Consider the following 20,357-nt stretch of genomic DNA (forward strand, 5'->3'; position numbering starts at 1 on the left):
CCGCCGCGAGGGCGGCCAGACGGCGCCCTCCCGGCTCAGGCCTGCCGCTGTTGAGCCCCGCCGCCCTGCCGGGCACTCACGGCATCCAGCAAGGCGTCGAGCTCGGCCAGCCCCTCCTCCCACTGGTGATGGCCGGACGCCACGTTGATGTGGCCGCCATGGCGCAGCCACACTAGCGGCGCCTGCCACAGGCTGGCGAGGCGTGCTGAGCGCAACGGCAGGCAGAACGGATCGCTGTCGCTGGCGACGATGCGCGCGGCAAACGGCAGCGCCGCTTCGGGCAACGGCGCAAAGGGTAGCAGTGCCGGCGGGGCGCTGGCGCGTTCGACGTCCGCCGGGGCCACCAGCAACGCGCCGGCCAGCTTGTGCGGGTGGCGCAGGGCGTAGTGGGCCACGGTGACGCAGCCCAGGCTGTGCGCGATCACCACCACCGGGCGGCGGCTCGCCTCGACGGCGCGGTCGAGCCCCTCCAGCCAGTCCTCCAGCCGCGGCGTGTTCCACTCCTCATTGTCGACGCGGCGCGCGCCGAGGCTGTGCTGCCAGTGGCTTTGCCAGTGCTCGGGAGCGGAGTTGTTCCAGCCGGGCTGGATGATGAAGTCGAAGTCGGCGTAGTCGTGGCGCATGGTGCGGCCCCGGGGAGGAAAGGCGATGAGGCGACTATATCGCAGTCACTATATTTCTAAAAATAATGATTTTTTGTTTTTTAATAATAAATAGGTATTAAAATTTTCGACCACCCTCCTTCTCGTCGCCACATGGGCTGGAAGCTGTTCGCCGGCTACCAGTTCAACCGGTATTTCGCGGTGGAAGGCGGTTATCTGGACCTCGGCCGCTTCGATGCCCACACCACGGTGACGGCGGTTGATGGCACCCCCATTACTCCGACCTCGGTCAGCGCCAGCGTGAAGGTGAAGGATGGGCTGTTCATCGACGCGGTCGGCATCCTGCCGATCACCGAACAGTTCTCGGCATTCGGCAAGCTCGGCGTCTACAGCCTGAAGACCGAAATCTCGGCCTCGGCAGGAGGTCGTTCGGCCAGCGACAGCGCGCGTAACAGCGATCTGACCTACGGCCTCGGGGTAAACTACGCCTTCACCAAGGAATTGGCGTTACGCGCGGAGTGGGAGCGCTTCCACAAGGTTGGCGACTCCGACAAGACCGGCCAATCCGATGTTGACCTGCTGTCGCTCGGGCTGACCTACCGCTTCTATTGAGCCCCCTCGGGCGTAAAAAGGCCGGGCTTAGCCCGGCCTTTTTACGCCCATGCCCTGCGTTACGACACCCGCTCCACCTTCCCGCCGCGCTTGCCGCCCATAAGCCGCCGCACCCGCTCGCGCAGGCCGTCGAGGTAGGTGTACACCACCGGCAGCACCAGCAGCGTCAGTAGCGTCGAGGTCACCATGCCACCGATGATGGCGTGCGCCATCGGCGCGCGCGACTCCGAGCCCTCGCCCGCGCCCAGCGCCAGGGGCAGCATGCCGCAGATCATCGCCAGGCTGGTCATCATGATCGGGCGCAGCCGCACCCGTCCGGCCTCGACGATGGCGTCCTCACGCGTCATGCCCTCGCGCCGCGACTGGTTGATGAAGTCGACCAGCAGAATGCCGTTCTTGGCGGCGAGCCCCATCAGCATGACGATGCCGATCACCGAGAACATGTTGAGCGTGGAGCCGAAGGCGAGCAGCCCCAGGAACACGCCGACGAAGGCCAGCGGCAGCGCCACCATGATCGACAGCGGCAGCGAGAAGCTGCGGAACTGCGCCACCAGGATCATGTAGATGAAGATCACCCCCATCGCCAGCGCCTGCACCGCAAAGCCCAGCGATTCCTGCATGTCCTGGCGCTCGCCCTGCTGCGCCAGCGTCACCCCCGGCGGCAGCTTGAGCGACGCCGTGAGCTTGCCGATGTCGGCGAACACCGAGCCGGTGTCGCGGCCGGAGACGTTGGCGGTCAGCGTCACCTCACGCAGCAGGTCGACGCGGTCGATCTGGCGCGGGCTCTCGGCGTTGCGGGTGGCGGAGACGGTGGAAAGCGGCACCATCGGCTTGTGGCCCTGGGCATCGGCGGGACCGGCCACGGTCAGCACGTCGAGCAGGCCCTCGCGGCGCTGCTCCTTGGGCACCTGCAGGCGCACGTCGTAATTCTCGCCGTCCGGCGCCTCCCAGGTGGTGACGACGTTGCCGGCCAAGAGCGTGGACAGGCTCTCGCCGACGGCGGCGAGGTCGATGCCGAGGCTGGCGGCGGCGTCGCGCCGTACTTCGACGTTGAGCGCCGGGTCGGCCTCGCTCAGGCTGGACTCGATGTCACTGACGCCGGGAATGGCGACGAGCCGGCGTTGCAGGTCGGCAGCGGCCTGCTCGAGCTGGGCGAGGTCGCTGCCGCGCAGGCCGATGTTGACCGGCTTGCCGCCACCGCCCTTCTTGCCCAGTTCCTCGATCGACAGGATCTGTACCCCGGCGAGCCGGCCGCTCTCGCGCCGCGCCGCGTCCATCAGCGCGAACAGGTCGCGCTGACGCTGCTTCTTGCTGCCGACGTTGACGATGAGCCGCCCCTCGTTCTTGCTGGCCCCGAAGCGGCCGCCGCCGACGGTGATGTTGACCGACCTCACCTCGGGCAGGCGGCGCAGCGTACGCTCCAGTTCGCGCGCCTTGCCCTCGGTGTAGGCCAGCGAGGAGCCGGGGGCGGTCTTGAAGCTCAGCGCGAACTCGCCCTTGTCCTCGCGCGGCAGGAACTCGCCGCCGATCACCGGCACCAGCGCGAAGCTGCCGACGGTGAGCGCCAGCGCCGCCGCCAGCACCGTCTTGCGGTGGCCCAGCGCCCAGCGGATCACCCCCACATAGCCTTCGGCCAACCTGTCGAGCGAGTTCTCGAAACCGTCGAGCAGGCGTCCGAGCGGGCCCTTGTGGCGGTCGCCGTGGTGGTGCGGGTCGTGCCAGAGCGAGGACAGCATCGGGTCGAGGGTGAAGCTGACCAGCATCGAGATCAGCACCGCCACGGTGACGGTGAGGCCGAATTCGTGGAAGAACTTGCCGATGATGCCGCCCATGAAGCCGACCGGCAGGAACACCGCCACCACGGTCAGCGTGGTGGCGAGTACCGCCAGGCCGATCTCCTCGGTGCCCTGCAGCGCCGCCTGGAAATGGCCCTTGCCCATGTTGGCGTGGCGCACGATGTTCTCGCGCACCACGATGGCGTCGTCGATCAACAGCCCGATCGACAGCGACAGCGCCATCAGCGTCATCAGGTTGAGGGTGAAGCCCAGCGCCTGCACCGCGAACAGCGTGCCGATCAGCGACACCGGCAGGGTCAGCCCGGTGATCACCGTGCTGCGCCAGCTGCCGAGGAACAGGAACACGATCAACACCGTCAGCGCCGCCCCCTCGATCAGCGTGGCGCGCACGTCGGCCAGCGAATTCTTCACGTCCTGCGACTTGTCGTAGGTGTAGGTGACCACCGTCCCCGGCGGCATCTGGCCGCGCTCGGCGGCGATGACCCGCTTCACGCCGTCCGCCACCTCGACCACGTTGGCGCCGCGCGCGGCGCGGATTTCCAGCCCGACCGCGGGCTTGCCGTCGATCAGCGACACGCTGGAGGGTTCGGCCTCGGCATCGCTGACCTCGGCCACGTCGGCGAGCCGCACCGGGTTGCCGTTCTTCCAGGCCAGCGGTAGCGCGGCGAAGTCGGCCGGCGACTTGAGCTTGCCGGCCACCCGCACCGACAGCTCGCGGCTGCTGGTGCCGACGTCGCCGGCCGGGTAGTCCTGGTTGGCCTGGCGCAGCACCGCCGCCACCTCGGGCAGCGACAGCCCGGCTGCCTCGAGCCGGTAGGGGTCGAGGTCGATGCGCAGTTCGCGCTTGGCGCCGCCCACCAGCTTGGCCTCGCCGACGCCGGACACGGTCTGCAGCCGCTTCTTCAGCACGTTGTCGACCCAGGTGGTCAGGGTGCGCGGGCTGACCTCGGGCGAGCTCAGCGTGATCGACAGCAGGGGCTGGTCGTTGGGGTTGAACTGCGACACCGTCGGCGTGGAGATTTCGCGCCGGAAACGCCCCTGCACCGAGCCCACACGGTCACGCACGTCCTGCACCGCGACGTTGGGATCGGTGGAGAGCTCGAACTCGACCACGATGGTGGAGCTGCCTTCGAAGGAATAGGAGCGGATGTGCTTGATGCCGCTGATGGTGTTGATCGCCTCTTCCAGCGGCCGGCTCACCTCGCTCTCCACCACCTCCGGCGAGGCGCCGCTGTAGGTGGTGCTGACCACCGCCACCGGAAAGCGGATGTCGGGAAACTCCTCCACCGGCAGACGCCAGGCGGCGAACAGTCCCAGTACCAGCAGTGCCAGCATCAGCACCGTGGCGAAGTAGGGGTTGCGGATACTGACGCGGGTCAACCACATGGCGGCGTCCTCAGCGTGCGCCGGCGAGCGTCACCGCATCGCCCGGATTGACGCCCAGCAGGTTGGCGGCCAACAGCGTCTCGCCCGGCTTGACGCCGGTGACGGCGACGCGCCCGGCGCCCTCGGCCAGCAAGCGCACGCTGACCGGGCGCTTGACGATGCGACCGTGCTCCAGCAGCAGCACCCAGGGCTTGCCGCCCAGGTCGTGCAGCGCCGCCAGCGGCAGGCTGACGGCGTCCGCGACCTCGTTGAGCACGATGCCGCCCTTGGCGAACTGGCCGGCGCTGAGCCGGCCGTCGCGGTTGGCCACGCGCAGGTAGACGGTGAAGCTGCGCGTACCGCCCGCCGCGACCGGGTTGAGCCGCACCAATTCGGCGTCGAATTCTTCGGCCAACCCTTCGACGCTGAAACGGGCATGCTGGCCGACGTGCAGCTTGCCGACCAGCCGCGCCGGCACGCTGGCCGCCAGTTCCAGCACCGACAGGTCGGCGATGCGGAACAGCGGCGTATTGCGCTGCGCCAGCTCCCCCGGGTTGATGGCGCGCTGGTACACCACGCCGTCGATCGGTGCGCTGAGGCGGGTATCGCCCAGCGATTTGCGCGCGCGCGCCAGCTGCGCCTCCTGGGCTTTCAGCTCGCCGACGCGCACCTGGAAATCGCTCTCCACTTCCTCGAACGCCAGGCGCGAGATGAAGCCCCGGTCGTACAGCTCGCGCTGCTTGTCGCGCTTGACGCGCGCCAAGCCCAGCCGTGCCCGGCTGTTGGCGAGTTGCGCCTCCTGCTCGGCCACGCTCTGCGCCAGGGTCTCGTTGTCGAGCCGCGCCAGCAACTGGCCGCGCCGCACCCGTTCGCCCTCGCGCACCGCCACCTCGCGCACCACCGCCTCCACCTCGGCGGCGACGGTGCTGCTGTCGAGCGCGTTGAGGGTGCCGGTGAAGGCCAGGGAGTCGGCCAGCGGTGCCACCTTGGCGACCAGCACGTCGCCCGCGGCCAGTTCGCGTGCCGGCGGCGCCTTGGTCCCCTCCTCCTTGGCGGCGGAGGACGAGGACTCGTTGCAGGCGGTCAGCGCCAGCAAGGACAGGATGAGGAGGAACGGGGTTGGTTTCATGGTCGGGTCCGGATCAGATGGCCTGGCTCGGCTTCATGCCCTTGGGCAGCAGGATCCACAGGCTGCCCGGCTGTTTCATGCGCCCGGCGTACATGCCGGCCTCGGTGCCGAAGCCCCAGAAGAAGTCGGCGCGGATCGCCCCGCGGATCGCCCCGCCGGTGTCCTGCGCGTGCACCAGCCGCACCAGCGGCTGGTTCGACAGCGGCCAAGTGGTGGACAGGTAGACCGGTGCGCCGAGCGGGATGTAGCGCGGGTCGACGGCGATGCTGTAGCCGTCGGTGAGCGGCACGCCCAGGGTGCCGAGCGGCCCGCCGTCGGCGTGCGCCAGCGGCTTGAAGAACACGTAGCTCGGGTTGACGTTGAACAGCTCCTGCTGGCGCCCCGGATGCGCCTTGATCCAGTCCTGGATGCCCTGCATCGAGGCGTCGGCCAGCGTCAGCTCGCCGCGGTCCACCAGCCAGCGGCCGATCGACTGGTAGGCGTAGCCGTTCTGCTCGGCGTAGCCGACGCGCAGGAAGCTGCCATCCTCGAGCTGGATGCGCCCCGAGCCCTGCACCTGCAGGAAGAACAGCTCGACCGGGTTTTCCACCCAGGCCAGCACCGGGGCGCTGGCGACGCCCTGGCCCTGCTCGATCTCGGCGCGGGTGTAGTAGGGCCGCAGGCGCTGGCCCTCGAGGCGGCCGCGCAGCTTGTTGGTACGGCCGTCGCTGGGGAAGTCGGCCGGCCGCACCTCCACCTCGCCGGGACCGGCCACGGTCGCGCCGGCACGCAGCGTCAGCTTGTTGCCCGGCCCGCGCCGCGCCACCAGCACGCTCTTGGCGCGCTCGGCGGGCGGCACGTCCAGCGTCAAGAGATCGGCCGGCACGCCGTACAGCGGGTACGGGGTACGCGCCGTCTTGACGCGGCTGCCGTTGAGCAGCGGCTCGTAGTAGCCGGTGATGAGCCCGCTGTCGCGCTCGCCGTCGCGCAGCTTCCAGGCCTGGAAATGGGTCTCGAAGAAACGGCGCACGGCGGCGGCGTCGTTGGCCGGAACGGCGGCGGCGGTACGGCACACGCCGCTCCATTCCGGCTTTTTCGCCACCGCCTTGCAGCTTTGCTGCAACGCCGTCAGCGACTCGGCCGCGGCTTGCTGCTGCCACTGCGGTAGTTCGGCCACGCTGGCCGTTTCGAAACGAACCGAGGTATCCGCCGGGCGCGGCGCCACGGCGCACGCCGCCAGCAGCAGTACCGGCAACAACAGACTGAGTTTTCTGGAAATCACGCTTGCGACTCGATGAATGCCGGCCGACCACCACCTTAGCCGGGGCGGGCGGCTCGTAATAAAGGGAACACGTCGACCCCGATTGTAACCGTCCCGGGGCGCCATGAGCAGGAGGGAGGGTAGACCCGCGGCGGGGGCGGCGAGTTCAGGCCGCTGGCCGAGCGTCGTCCGGCGCGCCAAAACACGGCTTGCAGTACGGATAACTTCAGCTAGAACAGATGTTAGAAGTATCCATCCAATGCCATAAGAATAATTCGTTTGCCATGGCGCCGGTCCTCCGGCCGCCATTCCTTCCATCCAAGGGGGCAGCATGCGCAAGAACCTTCCGGTCACCGAGCAGGAGTTGTTTCTCGACCCGCGCCGGCCGATCGTCACCAAGACCGATCTCAAGGGCCGCATCACCTACGCCAACCCTGCCTTCGTCGAGATCAGCGGCTTTGCCGAGGCGGAGCTGATCGGCCAGCCGCACAACGTGGTGCGCCACCCCGACATGCCGCCGGCGGCGTTCCAGGACCTGTGGGACACCATCAAGGACGGCCATCCCTGGCAGGGTCTGGTGAAGAACCGCGCCGAGGGCGGCGGCTTCTACTGGGTCGATGCCTACGTCACCCCGCTCACCGAGCACGGCCGGCACGTCGGCTACATGTCGGTGCGCGCGGCCCCGGCACGCGACAAGGTGAACGAAGCCGAGCGGCTGTACCGCGAGATCAACGCCGGCCGCGCCACCTTTCCGGCCACCCGGCGCCAGCACCATGCCTCCTGGCTGACATGGCAGCTGGCGATCCTCGCCGCGACGGTGCTGCTGGGCGCGGCCTGCGCCTGGCCCGCCTCCCCCCTGCTGCGCGAGGGCGGGCTGTTGCTGGTGCTGCTGGCCAGCGGCACGGCGACGCTGCTGCTGCAGCAACGGGTACGCGCCACGCTGCGGCGCGCCGACGCGGCGCTGACCGATTTCGGCGAAGGCAACTTCAAGGCCCCGATCGCCGAGCAGGGGCCGCGCGAGTGCGCCATGCTGCTGCAGCGTCTGGAAACCACCCGCATCAACCTGCGCGCCATCCTCGCCGACGTGGTGTCGGCCACCGAGCGTATCGGCCAGGACGCCCAGCGCATCGGCGAGCAGGCCGAGACGCTACGCGCGCGCGCCAAGGACGAGAGCAACGACATCGCCCAGGTGGCCGCCGCGCTGGAGCAGCTCACCGTCTCGGTCAACGAGATCGCCGACTCCACCCGCCTCGGCTCCGAGCACGCCGCCACCGCGCGCCAGTTGGTCCAGGCGGGCAACGAGCGCATGCAGCACTCGCTGCAACGCACCGACGACCTGCGCGGCGTCATCGCCCAGGCACGCGACACCATCGCCACCCTGCACGAGGCCGTGGCGCGCATCGGCTCGGTCACCGAGCTGATCCGGGACGTCGCCGACCAGACCAATATGCTGGCACTCAACGCGGCGATCGAGGCGGCGCGGGCCGGCGAGCAGGGACGCGGCTTCGCCGTGGTGGCGGACGAGGTCAGAAAGTTGGCCGAACGCACCAGCAACAGCACCGCCGAGATCAGCGCCTCGATCGGTCAGGTGCAACTGCACGCCCACGGCGCCCTGTCCTCGATCGATAGCGCCAGCCAGGTCACCGGCCAGGCCAGCGCGCTGATCGGCGAGACCTCGGCCAGCCTGGGCCAGATCGAGCAGGCCAGCCTCGGGGTCGCCGACAGCGCCCGCGACATCGCGGCGATGCTGAACCAGCAGTCGCAGGCCTCCAACGAGGTGGCGCACAACATGGAGAAAGTCAGCGCCATCACCGAAAGCAACGCGCACAGCGTGGAACAGGCGGCGGACGCGGTGGGCAAGCTGTTTGACACCACCAAGGCACTGAAGAGCCTGGTGGCGCATTTCGAGAAGTCGCTCTAAGAACCTGCTCGCGATCTGTCGCGAGCAACCCTCAGCGGGGTGAAGAGCAGCGCAGGGACCCTCATGGACTGGGGAGCGCATGAGGATTCCCGATCGCGGAGCGAATCTCTGCACGCAGGGCACATGAGCCCTGATCAGGGCTGCGCAGCAAGATCGGGAACGGGTTCCAAGGGAATGGCTCCGGCCAGAACGGTGCCGGCGCGGCGCGTCACATGCGCAGCAAGGCGCCGACCTTGATCACCGCCTGGGTACGGCTGGAGACCTTGAGCTTGCGCAGGATGGCCGAGACGTGGGCCTTGACGGTGCTCTCGGCGATGTTGAGTTCGATCGCCACCACCTTGTTCGACTTGCCGCCGACGATGTAGTCGAGCACGCAGCGCTCCTGCTTGGTAAGCAGCGCGAGACGGCTGGCCAGGTCCTGCAACTGTTCGGGACTGCTGCCAGGCACCCCGGTGTCGCGGTCGGCCAGCGACGGCGGCAGGTAGATGTCGCCGCCCAGCACCGCGTTTACCGCCTCGGTCATGCTGTCGCGCGAGAAGGACTTGGGAATGAAGCCGGAGGCGCCCACCGACATCGCCGCCTCCACGGTGCTGTGGCGCTCGTCGGCCGAGACCACGATCACCGGCAGCGTCGGCGCCTGCTGGCGCAGCCGGGCGAGCCCGGCCAGGCCGTCCATGCCCGGCATGTTGATGTCGATCATCGCCAGCTCGATGGCCGGGTTGCGGCGCACCGCGTCGAGTGCCGCGTCGAGCGACTCGCACTCGACGATCTCGCTGCCCTCGCCCAACGCGGACGACACCACCAGTCGCATGGCCTCGCGAAACAGCGGATGGTCGTCCGCAATCAGCACCGTGGCTTCCATCTTGAACGGCTCCTGGAGCCCTCGGCCTTCCGCGCGGGGGCGGCGCGCGGCGTGGCGACGGGCTCGAAAACAAACCGGCGGGGCGTGATGCCCAGCCGGCTCGGAATCATTTCAGACTCAGAATCCATTCGACGATGTGATGGATATCCTCGTCTTTGAGCTGGGCTTGCGGTGGCATGCCGGCGCTGCCCCAGACACCGCTGCCCCCTTCCTTGACCTTGAGGGCCAGCTTGTCGGCTGCGCCCTTCTCGCCATCATAACGCTCGGCCACGTCCTTGTAAGCAGGACCGATCACTTTTCGCTGGACGCTGTGACAGGCGAAGCAGCCACTTTTCTTGGCCAGCGATTCCCCGGCGGAGGGCTCGGCCGAGGCCAGAGCGGGCAACAGGACCAGGCCCGCCACGACGATATGCAATGCTTTCAACATGATTCTCTCCTGCCGGCGGCACGCCACGGCGCGCCGCCGGCGACTACTCGATTACTGGCTCAGCTTGAATACCCACAGGCTGCCGCCCTGGGTGATGGTATTGATCTTCTTGGCCACTTCGCCGCCCCACAGCGGTACCGCGCCACCCCAGCCGGAGACGACGGCAACGTACTGCTGGCCGTCCATTTCCCAGGTGATCGGGCTGCCGACGATGCCGGAGCCGGTCTGGAACTTCCACAGCTCCTTGCCGGTTTGTGCATCGAACGCCTTGAGGAAACCTTCCGGCGTGCCGGTGAACACCAGGTTGCCGGCGGTGGTCATCACGCCGCCCCACAACGGAGCCGGGTTCTTGTATTCCCACTTGATCTTGCCGGTCTTGGGATCCATGGCGCGCAGCACGCCGATGTGGTCTTCATAGAGCGGCTTGATGGTGAAGCCGGCGCCGAGGTAGGCCGCGCCCTTCTTGTAGGTGATCGGCTCGTTCCAGATGTCCATGCCCCACTCGTTGCTGGGCACGTAGAACATCTCGGTCTTCGGACTGTAGGCCATCGGCATCCAGTTCTTGCCGCCCAGGAAGGACGGTGCGGAGAACACCGGCTTGCCCTTGCCGTCAGCGCCCTGCGAGGCGGGGTCGAACGGGTTGCCCGGACGGCCTTCGTCGTTGTAGATCGGGCGCTTGGTCTTCAGGTCGAAGCCCTTGGCCCAGGTGATCTTGGAGACGAAGGGGTAGGCGCCCAGCAGGTCGCCGTTGGTGCGGTCGGCCACGAAGAAGAAGCCGTTGCGGTCGGCCTTGGCGCCGGCCTTGATCACCTTGCCGTCCTTCTTCAGGTCGAACGGGATGAATTCGTTCACGCCGTCGAAGTCCCAGCCGTCGTGCGGGGTGGTCTGCAGGTGCCACTTGATCTCGCCGGTGTCCGGGTTGAGCGCCAGGGTGGAGGCGGTGTAGAGGTTGTCGCCCTTGCGCGTCCACGAGTTCCACGGCGCCGGGTTGCCGGTGCCCATGAAGATGGTGTCGGTTTCCGGATCGTAGGTGCCGCCGAGCCAGGTGGCGCCGCCGCCCTGCTTCCACTGATCGCCTTCCCAGGTGGCGTTCAGCTTGCCGGTCATGGTGCTTTCCTTGCCGTTGAGCGTGCCCATGTGGCCTTCGATCACCGGACGCGACCACACCAGCTCGCCGGTCAGCGCATCGCGCGCCTCGACCTTGCCGACGATGCCGAATTCGCCGCCGGAGACGCCGGTGATGAGCTTGCCCTTCACGACCATCGGCGCGGCGGTGTAGGAATAGCCTTCCTTGTATTCGCCGACTTTCTTGGTCCACACCACCTTGCCGGTGTGGCGGTCCAGCGCCACCAGGCGCGCATCCAGCGTGCCGAAGTACACCAGATCGCCGTAGATGGCCATGCCGCGGTTGATGACGTCACAGCACGGCATGATGCCGTCCGGCAGGCGGGCGTTGTATTCCCACAGTTTCTTGCCGGTACGGGCATCGACGGCGTAGGCGCGGGAATACGAGGCGGTGGTATAGATCACGCCGTCGTACACCAGCGGCTGGGCTTCCTGGCCGCGCTGCTTCTCGCCGCCAAAGGAAAAGCTCCAGGCCGGCACCAGCTTCTTCACCGTCTTGGCGTTGATCTGGGTGAGCGGACTGAAGCGCTGCGCCTGCGGGCCCATGCCATAGGACACCACGTCCTGCGTGGTCTTGCTGTCGTTGAGGATGTCCTTGTCGCTGACAGCGGCCGTGGCGAGCGGCGCCAGCATGGCCGAAGCCAGCAAGGTGGAAAGGGTGGTCAGACGCCACGTGCGCGTCGGCATGCTGTTTCTCATCTGGCTCTCCGATTTTGTAGTGGTTGCCGGGTCTGAAAGCGCTCCGGTCCCCCTGAATTCTCGGCAGCACCTCCCTGATCGCCAATTCAACTTAAGTCGCAGAAACGCCCCCGGGGCATGCGACTTAAGTCGAATGGACGCCCGGCAACGGCCGGGCCAATCTTCAAGCACCCCTCCCACCCGTTGAAGAAACCGCCATGCCCGCGCTCCCCGTCCGCCTTGCATTCTGCCTTGCCGCCGGCCTGCTGGCCCTGCCGGCGGCGGCCCAGACCACGATCCGCCTCACCTACCTGGAAGAGGCCCGCGTTGCGACCAATCCGCTGGCCAACATCGAACCGGTACCCGACGACCTGGGACGCGCCGGCGCCGAGCTGGCGATCAGCGACAACAACACCACCGGCAAATTCCTGCAGCAGCGCTTCGAGCTCGCGCGCATCGCGGTGCCGACCGGCGCTAGCGGCGCCGACATGCTGGCCAAGGTGCAAAAGAGCGGCGCCGGCTTCGTGGTGCTCAATGTCAGCGCCGGCGCCATCGACCGCCTGATGGCGCAGCCCGCCGCAGGGCGCTACCTGTGGTTCAACGCCGGCGCCCCGGACGACCGCCTGCGCCAGAGCCAGTGCCGCGCCAACCTGCTGCACACGCTGCCGGGGCGCGCGATGCAGGCCGACGCCCTGGCGCAGTACCTGGCGACGCGGCGCTGGAACAAGTGGTTCCTGGTGAGCGGGCCGCGCCCGGAAGACCAGCTCTACGCCGCGGCGGTGCGCCGCGCCGCCAAGCGCTTTGGCGGCCGCATCGTCGGCGAGAAGGTGTGGAAGTACGGCCACGACGCGCGCCGCACCGCGCAGGGCGAGGTGCCGGTATTCACCCAGGTGGGCGACTACGACGTGCTGATCGTGGCCGACGAGAGCGGCGACTTCGGCGACTACCTGTCTTACCGCACCTGGCTGCCGCGCCCGGTGGCCGGCACCCAGGGGCTGGTGGCCGGCGGCTGGCATGCCGCCGCCGAGCAGTGGGGCGCGGTGCAGTTGCAGAACCGTTTCCGCCAGCAGAGCCACCGCCCGATGCAGCCGGTCGATTACGCCGCCTGGGCGGCAGTGCGCAGCGTCGGCGAAGCGGCCAGCCGCACCGCCAGCAGCGAGACCGCCAAACTCTCCGCCTACATCCGCGGGCCTGAGTTCCAGCTCGCCGGCTTCAAGGGCCGCACCCTGTCGTATCGGCCGTGGAACGGCGAACTGCGCCAGCCGATGATGGTGGCGCAGCCGCGTTCCTTGGTGAGCCTGTCGCCGCAGGACGGCTTCCTGCACCCGCGCACCGACCTCGACACCCTGGGTTTCGACGCCCCGGAAGTGAAATGCCCGGGCCATTGAGCTGCCCCGCCACCCAAGGAACCGCCATGCCCCACCCTCTTTCCCGTCTCGCCGCCCTGCTCCTGGCCTCGTTCGCCGCGTCGCAGGCCATGGCCGCCAACGTCTACGTCTCCAACGAGAAGGACCATACCCTGTCGGTGATCGACAGCAGCACGCTGCAGGTGGTGAAAACCCTGAAGGTGGGCAAGCGCCCGCGCGGCATCACCTTGTCGAAGGACGGCAAGTCGCTGTTCATCTGCGCCAGCGACGACAACACGGTGCAGGTGATGGATCTGGCCAGCGGCAAGATCACCCACAACCTGCCTTCGGGCGAGGACCCGGAGCAGTTCGCGCTGGCGCCGGACGGCAAGTCGTTGTACATCGCCAACGAGAACAGCAACGTGGTGACCATCATCGACGTGGCGAGCCGCCGCGTCACCGGCCAGGTGGACGTCGGCGTGGAGCCGGAGGGCATGGCGGTGAGCCCGGACGGGCGCTGGGCGGTGAACACCTCGGAAACCACCAATATGGTGCACTGGATCGATACCGCCACGCGCAAGCTGGTGGACAGCACCTTGGTCGACCAGCGCCCGCGCTACGCGCGCTTCTCCGCCGACGGCAAGCTGCTGTGGGTGAGCGCCGAGGTCGGCGGCACGGTATCGGTGATCGACGTCGCCAGCCGCAAGCGCATCAAGACCATTTCCTTCGCCATCACCGGCATTCCCAAGGACCGCATCCAGCCGGTCGGCATCCGCCTCACCCGCGACGGCCGGTACGCCTTCGTGCCGCTGGGACCGGCCAACCACGTGGCGGTGATCGACGCCAAGACCTTCCAGCCGGTGAAGTACCTGCTGGTGGGGCGGCGCGTGTGGCATGCCGAACTGTCGGCCGACGAGAAGCAGCTGTGGGTCACCAACGGCATCAGCAACGACGTCTCGGTGATCGACACCGCCGCGCTCAAGGTGCTCAAGTCGATCCCGGTGGGACGCTACCCCTGGGGGGTGGCGGTGAGCGGATCATGAGCGCCGCGCTCGCCATCGAGGCGCTCAGCCACCGCTACGGCGAGCGGCTGGCGCTCGACCAGATCAGCCTGACGGTGGAGGCCGGCCAGTGCTGCATCCTGCTGGGCCCCAACGGCGCCGGCAAGAGCACGCTGTTCGGCCTGCTCTCGAGGTTGCTGGCGGTGAAATCGGGCCGCATCACGGTGTTCGGCCAACCTTTGCAGGCCGCGGCGCTGTCGCGCGTCGGCGTGGTGTTCCAGCAGTCGACGCTGGACCTCGACCTGAGCGTCGAGCAGAACCTGAGCTACTTCGGCGCGCTGCACGGCATGCACGGCAAGGCGCTGGCCCAGCGCATCGGCGAGGAGCTGGAACGGCTCGACCTCGCCGCGCGCCGGCGCGACCGCGTGCGCGACCTCAACGGCGGCCATCGCCGCCGCGTGGAGATCGCGCGCGCCCTGCTGCATCGCCCGGCGCTGCTGCTGCTCGACGAGCCCACCGTGGGACTCGACCTGCCCTCGCGCCAGTTCCTGATCGGCCACCTGCACCGGCTGGTGCGAGACGAGGGGCTGGCGCTGTTGTGGGCCACCCACCTGATCGACGAAATCGACGCGCAGCACGACCACGTCGCGCTGCTGCACCGCGGCCGCCTGCTCGCCAGCGGCGCGGTGGCGCCGCTGCTGGGCGCGTCCGGCTGCGACAACCTGGCGAGCTGGTTCGACCTACGTACCGGAGCGGTGTCATGAAGACCAAGTGGATCGTGTTGTGGGCCATCATCGTGCGCGAGCTGCGCCGCTTCCTGCAGCAGCGCTCGCGCTTCTTCGGCGCGCTGGTGCGGCCGCTGATCTGGCTGATGGTGTTCGCCGCCGGCTTCCGCGCCGCGCTCGGCATCGCCATCACCCCGCCTTACGAGACCTACATCACCTACGACGTCTACATCGTGCCGGGGCTGGTGGGCATGGTGCAGCTGTTCAACGGCATGCAGAACTCACTGTCGATGGTGTACGACCGCGAGATGGGCAGCATGCGCGTGCTCTTGACCTGCCCCGAGCCGCTGCCCTTCCTGCTGTTTGCGCGGCTGTTCGCCGGCATGTGCGTGTCGCTGGTGCAGGTGTACGCCTTCTTGCTGATCGCGCGCCTGTCCGGGGTGGACCTGCCGTGGAGCGGCTTTGCCAGCGTACTGCCGGCGCTGGTGCTGACCGGGCTGATGCTGGGGGCGGCCGGCATGGTGCTGTCGTCGCAGGTGCGCCAGATCGAGAACTTCGCTGGGGTGATGAATTTCGTGGTGTTTCCGGTGTTCTTCCTGTCCTCGGCGCTGTATCCGCTGTGGAAGATGCAGGAGGCGAGCGAATGGGTGTACCAGCTGTGCCGCTTCAACCCGTTCACCGACGCGGTGGAAATGATCCGCTTCGCGCTGTACGGCCAATGGCAGACCGAGGCGGCCAATCATACCGTGCTCGCCACGGCGGTGTGCCTGACCCTGGCGCTGCTGGGCTACCGCCCGCGCCAACGCGCTTGAGAGCGCTGATGAAAATTTCTACTGCGCGTGGCGATCTCGAGGCGGCGATGCCCGCCGTGACGCCGTCCCGCGCGCCAGGCGATGGCGTCACCCGCGCGGACAGGACGGCAAGTGCGGCAAAACTTTCACAGCGGAGCGGGCACGGCGTCGACCAGCGGCAGGCCGGCTTCCTGCCAACCGTCGCTGCCGTCCGGGTACCAGTACACCGCGCGGTAGCCGTAGCTCAACGCCCGGCGCGCCGCGTTCCACGACATCCAGCAGTCGCGCAGGCAGTAGAACACCAGCGGCCGGTCGAGGTCGCCGCCGGACAGCCGTTCCAGCTGGCGGCGGAAATACTGCTCGATGGCGGGCTCGAGCTCGCCGTAGCCGACGTTGGGCAGCCACACGCTGCCGGGCAGGTCACGACGCGGCGTGGCCGGCACCCAGCGGCTGCCGCCCGCGGCGTCCGGCACCCGGTTGGCGGCCATGACGTCGAGCAACAGCGGGTGGTGTATCGCGATCAGCGCCTGCAGGGTTTGGCTGTCGAGCACCGTGGCGCCTGGCAGCTTGGCCGGGGTCGGGGCGCGGTAGTGCTGCAGGCGGTAGCCGTCCGGCAGCGGCACCGGTTCGGCAGCGACGGCGATGGTGGAGCCCAGCGACAACAGCAGGGCAACGCTGAGACGGGACAGGCTCATGGCAGCTCTCCGGCAGACGGTACACTGCAGCATGGCGCGGCGCGCGCGCGCGCGCTATTCGACTTTCGTTTTACGCGGCGAAGGTTCAAGATGAGGTGCGAACGTCCGCAGAGACGTCATCACGACTACAAAGCAGAGTGGAGACAAATGGGTTTCAATCCGCCTTCCCGGGTGCGACGCGGCCATGGTTACAGCGCCGACCCCGATCAGGTCGCCGACGAACTCTACCAGCAGCTGTGGCAGCCCGACTGCTCGCTGGTGCTGCTGTTCGTCGCCCCCGACTACCAGCTCGACAAACTGGCCGCCGCGCTGACGCGCCGCTTCGGCGACATCCCGGTGGTGGGCTGTACCACCGCCGGCGAGATCAGCCCGGACGGCTATCGCTGCCACTCCATCGTCGGCGTGAGCTTTGCCGAACCGGATTTCTTCGTCGAGGTGCAGGCCATCGGCGACCTGCCCCGCTTCGACCTGTCCGACGCGCTGGGCACGGTGATGAGCGCGCGCTATTCGCTCGGCCAGAAAGCCGGCTTTCCGCTGGAGCGCCATGCCTTCGCCCTGCTGCTGGTGGACGGCCTGTCGGCGCGCGAGGAACAGCTCGCCGGACGGCTGGCGCGCGCGCTGGGCGACATTCCGATCTGCGGCGGCTCGGCCGGCGACAACATGCGCTTCGAGCGCACCCACATCCTGGTGGACGGCCAGTTCGTCAGCGACAGCGCGGCGCTGGTGCTGATCGCCACGCCGCACCCGTTCGAGGTGTTCAAGTCGGAGCACGCCATCCGCAGCGGCGAGCGCGTGGTGGTGACCGAGGCCGACGCCGAAACGCGCCTGGTGACCGAGATCAATGCCGAGCCGGCCGCCGCCGAATACGCGCGGCTGTTGGGCGTGTCGCCCGAGCGCCTCACCCCGCTGTCGTTCGCCGCGCACCCCCTGGTGCTCAACGTCGGCGGCGTGCCCTACGTGCGCTCGATCCAGCGTATCAACCCCGATCTGAGCCTGAGCTTCTTCTGCGCCATCGACGAGGGCATCGTGCTGTCCGGCACGCGCGCCACCGACATCGTCGACAACCTGGCGCGCACCTTCCGCGACCTGCGCAGCCGGCTCGGCGAGTTCCAGATCGTGCTGGGCTTCGACTGCATCCTGCGCACCCTGCCGCTGCTGCACTCCGACGCCATCGCCCGTCTCTCCAGCCTGCTCGCGGCGAACTCGGTGGTGGGCTTCTCCACCTACGGCGAACAATACCAGGCGATGCACGTGAACCAGACCTTCACCGGCATCGCCATCGGCTATGGCACGCAACATGAGTGAGATGGCACCGAGGTCCAACGGCGCCGAGCGGCTCTACGCGCTGGAACTGGAAAACGCCAAGTTGCGCAAGATCAACGAGGCGCTGATGCGCCGCGTCGAGCAGGGACTGGCCGACAACGGCAACTCCTTCACCTTCTTCCAGGTCGCCGCCGAGCTGGAGACCCGCATCCAGGAGCGCACCCGCGCCCTGGAGAAGGCCATGGCCGACCTCGAGGCCTCCAACTTCGCGCTGCAGGAGGCCAAGCTCGCCGCCGAGCTGGCCAAGAACCAGCTCAACGTGGCGGTGGAGACCATCGCCGACGGCTTCGCGCTGTGGGACAGCGACAACCGGCTGATCCACTGCAACCGCAAGTTCGGCGAGATGTTCCCGGCGCTGCGCCCGATCATCGCCCCCGGCCTGCCGTTCGAGACCCTGATCCGCGCCGCGGTGGCGGCGCACCTGATCCGCGACGCCGAGGCCGACCCGGAGGACTGGATCGCCCAACGCCTGGCGGTGCAGCAGGCGCCGCAGGACAGCCTGATCCTGGCGATGAGCGACGGCAGCTGGCAGCGCGTCAGCGAGCGCGCCATCGCCGGCGGCGGCCGGGTGGCGATCTACACCGACATCACCGAGATCAAGCGCCAGGAAATGCTGCTGCGCGAGCGCGACCTCGCGGCGCATTCGCAGCTGCTGCACGCCACCATGAACAGCATCCGCCAGGGCTTGGCGGTGTTCGACCGCGACGGCCGCCTGATGGAGTGGAACCCGCGCTTCGTCGAGCTGACCCAGCCGGCGCTGGCGCAGCTCGACGAGGGCGGCGGCGTGCACCTGGCGGAGTGGTCGCGCTGCTGCCCGCTGGGCGGCACGCTGGAATACCGCACACCACAGGGCCTGACGCTGGAAGTGCAGTACAACCCGATGCAGGGCGGCGGCTTCGTGATGAGCTACACCGACATCAGCGAGCGCAAGGCGGCCGAGCAGGCGCTGCGCGACAGCGAAGCCAAGATGCGCCTGATCACCGACGCCATGCCGGCGCTGATCGCCTACGTCGACAACCAGCAGATTTACCGCTTCACCAACAAGGGCTACGAGAGCTGGTTCGGCGTGCCGCAATCCGAGATCAACGGCCGCTCGATGCGTGAAGTGCTGGGCGCCCAGCTGTTCGACGACCGCAAGCATTACGTCGAGCTGGCGCTGTCGGGGCAGGCCTCGGTGTTCGAACTGGAGCTGCCGGCGCCGCGCCAGCACATCGAGTTCGCGCGCGCCACCTTCATCCCGCACTTCGCCAGCGACGGCAGCGTACTGGGGTTCTTCGCGCTGATCCAGGACATCACCGAGAGCCGGCGCGCCGCCGAGGCGCTGCAGCAAGCCAAGGAACAGCTGGAAGTGCGCGTGGCGGAGCGCACCGAGGAACTGTCCGTGGCCAACGGCCGGCTGCGCGAGGCGATCCGCGCCATTGAGGACGCGCAGCAGAGCAAGACGCGCTTCTTTGCCGCCGCCAGTCACGACCTGCTGCAGCCCCTGAACGCGGCGCGGCTGTTCCTCGCCGCGCTGGCCGGGCAGGAGCTGGCGCCGCCGGTGCGTCCGCTGGTGGACAAGACCGGCACGGCGCTGGAATCGGTGGACGACCTGATCAACACCCTGCTGGAAATCTCGCGGCTGGACGCCGGCGCGGTCGAGGCCGAACCACGCCACTTCCCGGTGGCGCAACTGCTGGAACAGGTGGCCGAGGAGTTCGCGCCGCTGGCCGAGGCCAAGTCGCTGCGGCTGCAGCTGCACTCCAGCCCGGCCATCATCCACAGCGACTGGGTGCTGCTCGGCAGGGTGATCCGCAACTTCCTCTCCAACGCCATCCGCTACACCCGCGAGGGCGGCATCTTGCTGGGCTGCCGGCGCCAGCCGGACGGCCTCCTGATCGGGGTGTGGGACCAGGGGCTCGGCATCCCGTCCGACAAGCTCGCCCTGGTGTTCCACGAATTCCAGCGCCTGCCCGAACACCACAGCCTGTGTCCGAAAGGCATGGGCCTCGGGCTCGCCATCGTCAGCCGCCTGGCGCGCCGGCTCGACCACCGCCTGGTGGTGCGCTCGCGCTTCGGACGCGGTTCCTTGTTCGGCGTGGTGGTGCCCTACGGCGAGGCCGACGCGGTCGGCCCGGCGCCGCAGCCGGAGGACCCGCCGCTGGCCCTGGCGGCCCCGGCGCAGCGCCAGGGCGCCACCATCCTGCTGATCGACAACGAAACCAGCATCCTCGAGGGCATGAGCACGCTGCTCGCCGACTGGCGCTACCGTCCGCTGGCGGCGGCCTCGGCGAGCGAGGCGATCGAGCTGCTCAAACGCGAAGCGGTGCAACCGGACGCGATCCTCGCCGACTACCATCTCGACCACGGCGCCACCGGCATCGAGGCGATCCGCGCCGTATGCCAGCACTTGGGCCGCGCGGTGCCGGCGGCGCTGATCACGGCCGACCGCAGCGACGAGGTGCGGCAGGAGGCGGAAGCCGGCGGCTGGGCCTGGCTGGGCAAGCCGGTGCGTCCGGCGCGCTTGAGGACCTTGCTGGCGCATCTGACGCAGCCAGCGGGGGAGTGAGGGGGGCGGTGCTGTCTGATAGGGCAGCATGCGGCTTTGGCGATCCGGCGGATTCCTTCGATGTCACTGGAGCGGGAGTGGGGTTTGCCGGTTCCGCCCGGCGGACGGGAAGGGGGAGTTTGGCGACGCAAACTCCCCCTTCACCCCCAAAGGCGACCCCCACCGCCGTGT

Annotated in this window: 16 protein-coding genes; 8 read left to right on the plus strand and 8 right to left on the minus strand. The window is 68.4% G+C overall.

What is annotated here, in order from left to right:
* Positions 1 to 35: 35 nt before the first annotated feature.
* Positions 36 to 623, minus strand: a complete 588-nt coding sequence (locus AC3WG5_RS00120) for an RBBP9/YdeN family alpha/beta hydrolase (protein WP_492567370.1) — start codon at positions 621 to 623, stop codon at positions 36 to 38.
* A gap of 132 nt (positions 624 to 755) precedes the next feature.
* On the opposite strand from AC3WG5_RS00120, the gene AC3WG5_RS00125 reads away from it, so the two are divergent.
* On the plus strand, positions 756 to 1,214 hold the full coding sequence (locus AC3WG5_RS00125; protein WP_492567371.1) for an outer membrane beta-barrel protein: 459 nt from the start codon (positions 756 to 758) through the stop codon (positions 1,212 to 1,214).
* Positions 1,215 to 1,273: 59 nt separating this feature from the next.
* Here AC3WG5_RS00125 and AC3WG5_RS00130 read toward each other — a convergent pair whose 3' ends face one another.
* The 3 genes from AC3WG5_RS00130 to mltA are packed head-to-tail and all read right to left on the minus strand — an operon-like array spanning position 1,274 to position 6,765.
* Positions 1,274 to 4,396: an efflux RND transporter permease subunit gene (locus tag AC3WG5_RS00130; protein ID WP_492567372.1), complete on the minus strand. Its 3,123-nt coding sequence runs from the start codon at positions 4,394 to 4,396 to the stop codon at positions 1,274 to 1,276.
* A gap of 10 nt (positions 4,397 to 4,406) precedes the next feature.
* Positions 4,407 to 5,504 (minus strand): efflux RND transporter periplasmic adaptor subunit, encoded by a 1,098-nt coding sequence (locus tag AC3WG5_RS00135; protein WP_492567373.1) that lies wholly within the window; start codon positions 5,502 to 5,504, stop codon positions 4,407 to 4,409.
* 13 nt (positions 5,505 to 5,517) lie between these two features.
* Positions 5,518 to 6,765 (minus strand): murein transglycosylase A, encoded by a 1,248-nt coding sequence (gene mltA, locus AC3WG5_RS00140; protein WP_482584140.1) that lies wholly within the window; start codon positions 6,763 to 6,765, stop codon positions 5,518 to 5,520.
* A 310-nt stretch (positions 6,766 to 7,075) separates the two neighbouring features.
* Here mltA and AC3WG5_RS00145 point away from each other — a divergent pair, with 310 nt between their 5' ends.
* Entirely contained in the window at positions 7,076 to 8,665 is a 1,590-nt protein-coding gene (locus tag AC3WG5_RS00145) for a methyl-accepting chemotaxis protein (RefSeq protein WP_492567374.1), read from the plus strand.
* A 208-nt stretch (positions 8,666 to 8,873) separates the two neighbouring features.
* Here the strand turns inward: AC3WG5_RS00145 and AC3WG5_RS00150 are convergent, their stop codons facing one another.
* From AC3WG5_RS00150 to AC3WG5_RS00160, 3 genes are all read right to left on the minus strand, one after another.
* Positions 8,874 to 9,527, minus strand: a complete 654-nt coding sequence (locus tag AC3WG5_RS00150) for a response regulator transcription factor (protein ID WP_008952548.1) — start codon at positions 9,525 to 9,527, stop codon at positions 8,874 to 8,876.
* A 106-nt stretch (positions 9,528 to 9,633) separates the two neighbouring features.
* Complete coding sequence (locus AC3WG5_RS00155; RefSeq protein ID WP_008952547.1) at positions 9,634 to 9,954, minus strand: c-type cytochrome; 321 nt, start codon at positions 9,952 to 9,954, stop codon at positions 9,634 to 9,636.
* A 51-nt stretch (positions 9,955 to 10,005) separates the two neighbouring features.
* The gene (locus AC3WG5_RS00160) at positions 10,006 to 11,766 is read right to left on the minus strand and encodes a PQQ-dependent methanol/ethanol family dehydrogenase (protein ID WP_482584137.1); all 1,761 of its coding nucleotides are present in this window, start codon (positions 11,764 to 11,766) and stop codon (positions 10,006 to 10,008) included.
* A gap of 209 nt (positions 11,767 to 11,975) precedes the next feature.
* Between AC3WG5_RS00160 and AC3WG5_RS00165 the strand changes: the two genes are divergently transcribed.
* From AC3WG5_RS00165 to AC3WG5_RS00180, 4 genes are read left to right on the plus strand one after another with little or no spacing between them, the layout of a single operon-like run.
* The gene (locus AC3WG5_RS00165) at positions 11,976 to 13,145 is read left to right on the plus strand and encodes an ABC transporter substrate-binding protein (protein WP_492567375.1); all 1,170 of its coding nucleotides are present in this window, start codon (positions 11,976 to 11,978) and stop codon (positions 13,143 to 13,145) included.
* 26 nt (positions 13,146 to 13,171) lie between these two features.
* Positions 13,172 to 14,146: a YVTN family beta-propeller repeat protein gene (locus tag AC3WG5_RS00170; RefSeq protein ID WP_008952544.1), complete on the plus strand. Its 975-nt coding sequence runs from the start codon at positions 13,172 to 13,174 to the stop codon at positions 14,144 to 14,146.
* On the plus strand, positions 14,143 to 14,868 hold the full coding sequence (locus tag AC3WG5_RS00175; protein ID WP_008952543.1) for an ATP-binding cassette domain-containing protein: 726 nt from the start codon (positions 14,143 to 14,145) through the stop codon (positions 14,866 to 14,868). The genes AC3WG5_RS00170 and AC3WG5_RS00175 overlap by 4 nt, the downstream gene beginning before the upstream one ends.
* Positions 14,865 to 15,641 carry an ABC transporter permease gene (locus AC3WG5_RS00180; protein ID WP_492567376.1) on the plus strand — a complete coding sequence of 259 codons (777 nt, stop codon included), beginning with the start codon at positions 14,865 to 14,867 and terminating at the stop codon, positions 15,639 to 15,641. The genes AC3WG5_RS00175 and AC3WG5_RS00180 overlap by 4 nt, the downstream gene beginning before the upstream one ends.
* A 125-nt stretch (positions 15,642 to 15,766) precedes the next feature.
* Here AC3WG5_RS00180 and AC3WG5_RS00185 read toward each other — a convergent pair whose 3' ends face one another.
* Positions 15,767 to 16,315, minus strand: coding sequence for a PQQ-dependent catabolism-associated CXXCW motif protein (locus tag AC3WG5_RS00185; RefSeq protein WP_008952541.1), 549 nt, complete (start codon positions 16,313 to 16,315; stop codon positions 15,767 to 15,769).
* A gap of 147 nt (positions 16,316 to 16,462) precedes the next feature.
* Between AC3WG5_RS00185 and nosP the strand changes: the two genes are divergently transcribed.
* Both nosP and AC3WG5_RS00195 read left to right on the plus strand, forming a co-directional pair.
* Entirely contained in the window at positions 16,463 to 17,620 is a 1,158-nt protein-coding gene (gene nosP / locus AC3WG5_RS00190) for a nitric oxide-sensing protein NosP (RefSeq protein WP_294867623.1), read from the plus strand.
* Positions 17,613 to 20,186, plus strand: coding sequence for a hybrid sensor histidine kinase/response regulator (locus tag AC3WG5_RS00195; protein WP_492567377.1), 2,574 nt, complete (start codon positions 17,613 to 17,615; stop codon positions 20,184 to 20,186). Before nosP ends, AC3WG5_RS00195 begins: the two co-directional genes overlap by 8 nt.
* Positions 20,187 to 20,357 lie beyond the last annotated feature (171 nt).

It is taken from the genome of Pseudogulbenkiania sp. FW507-F1 (assembly GCF_058781125.1).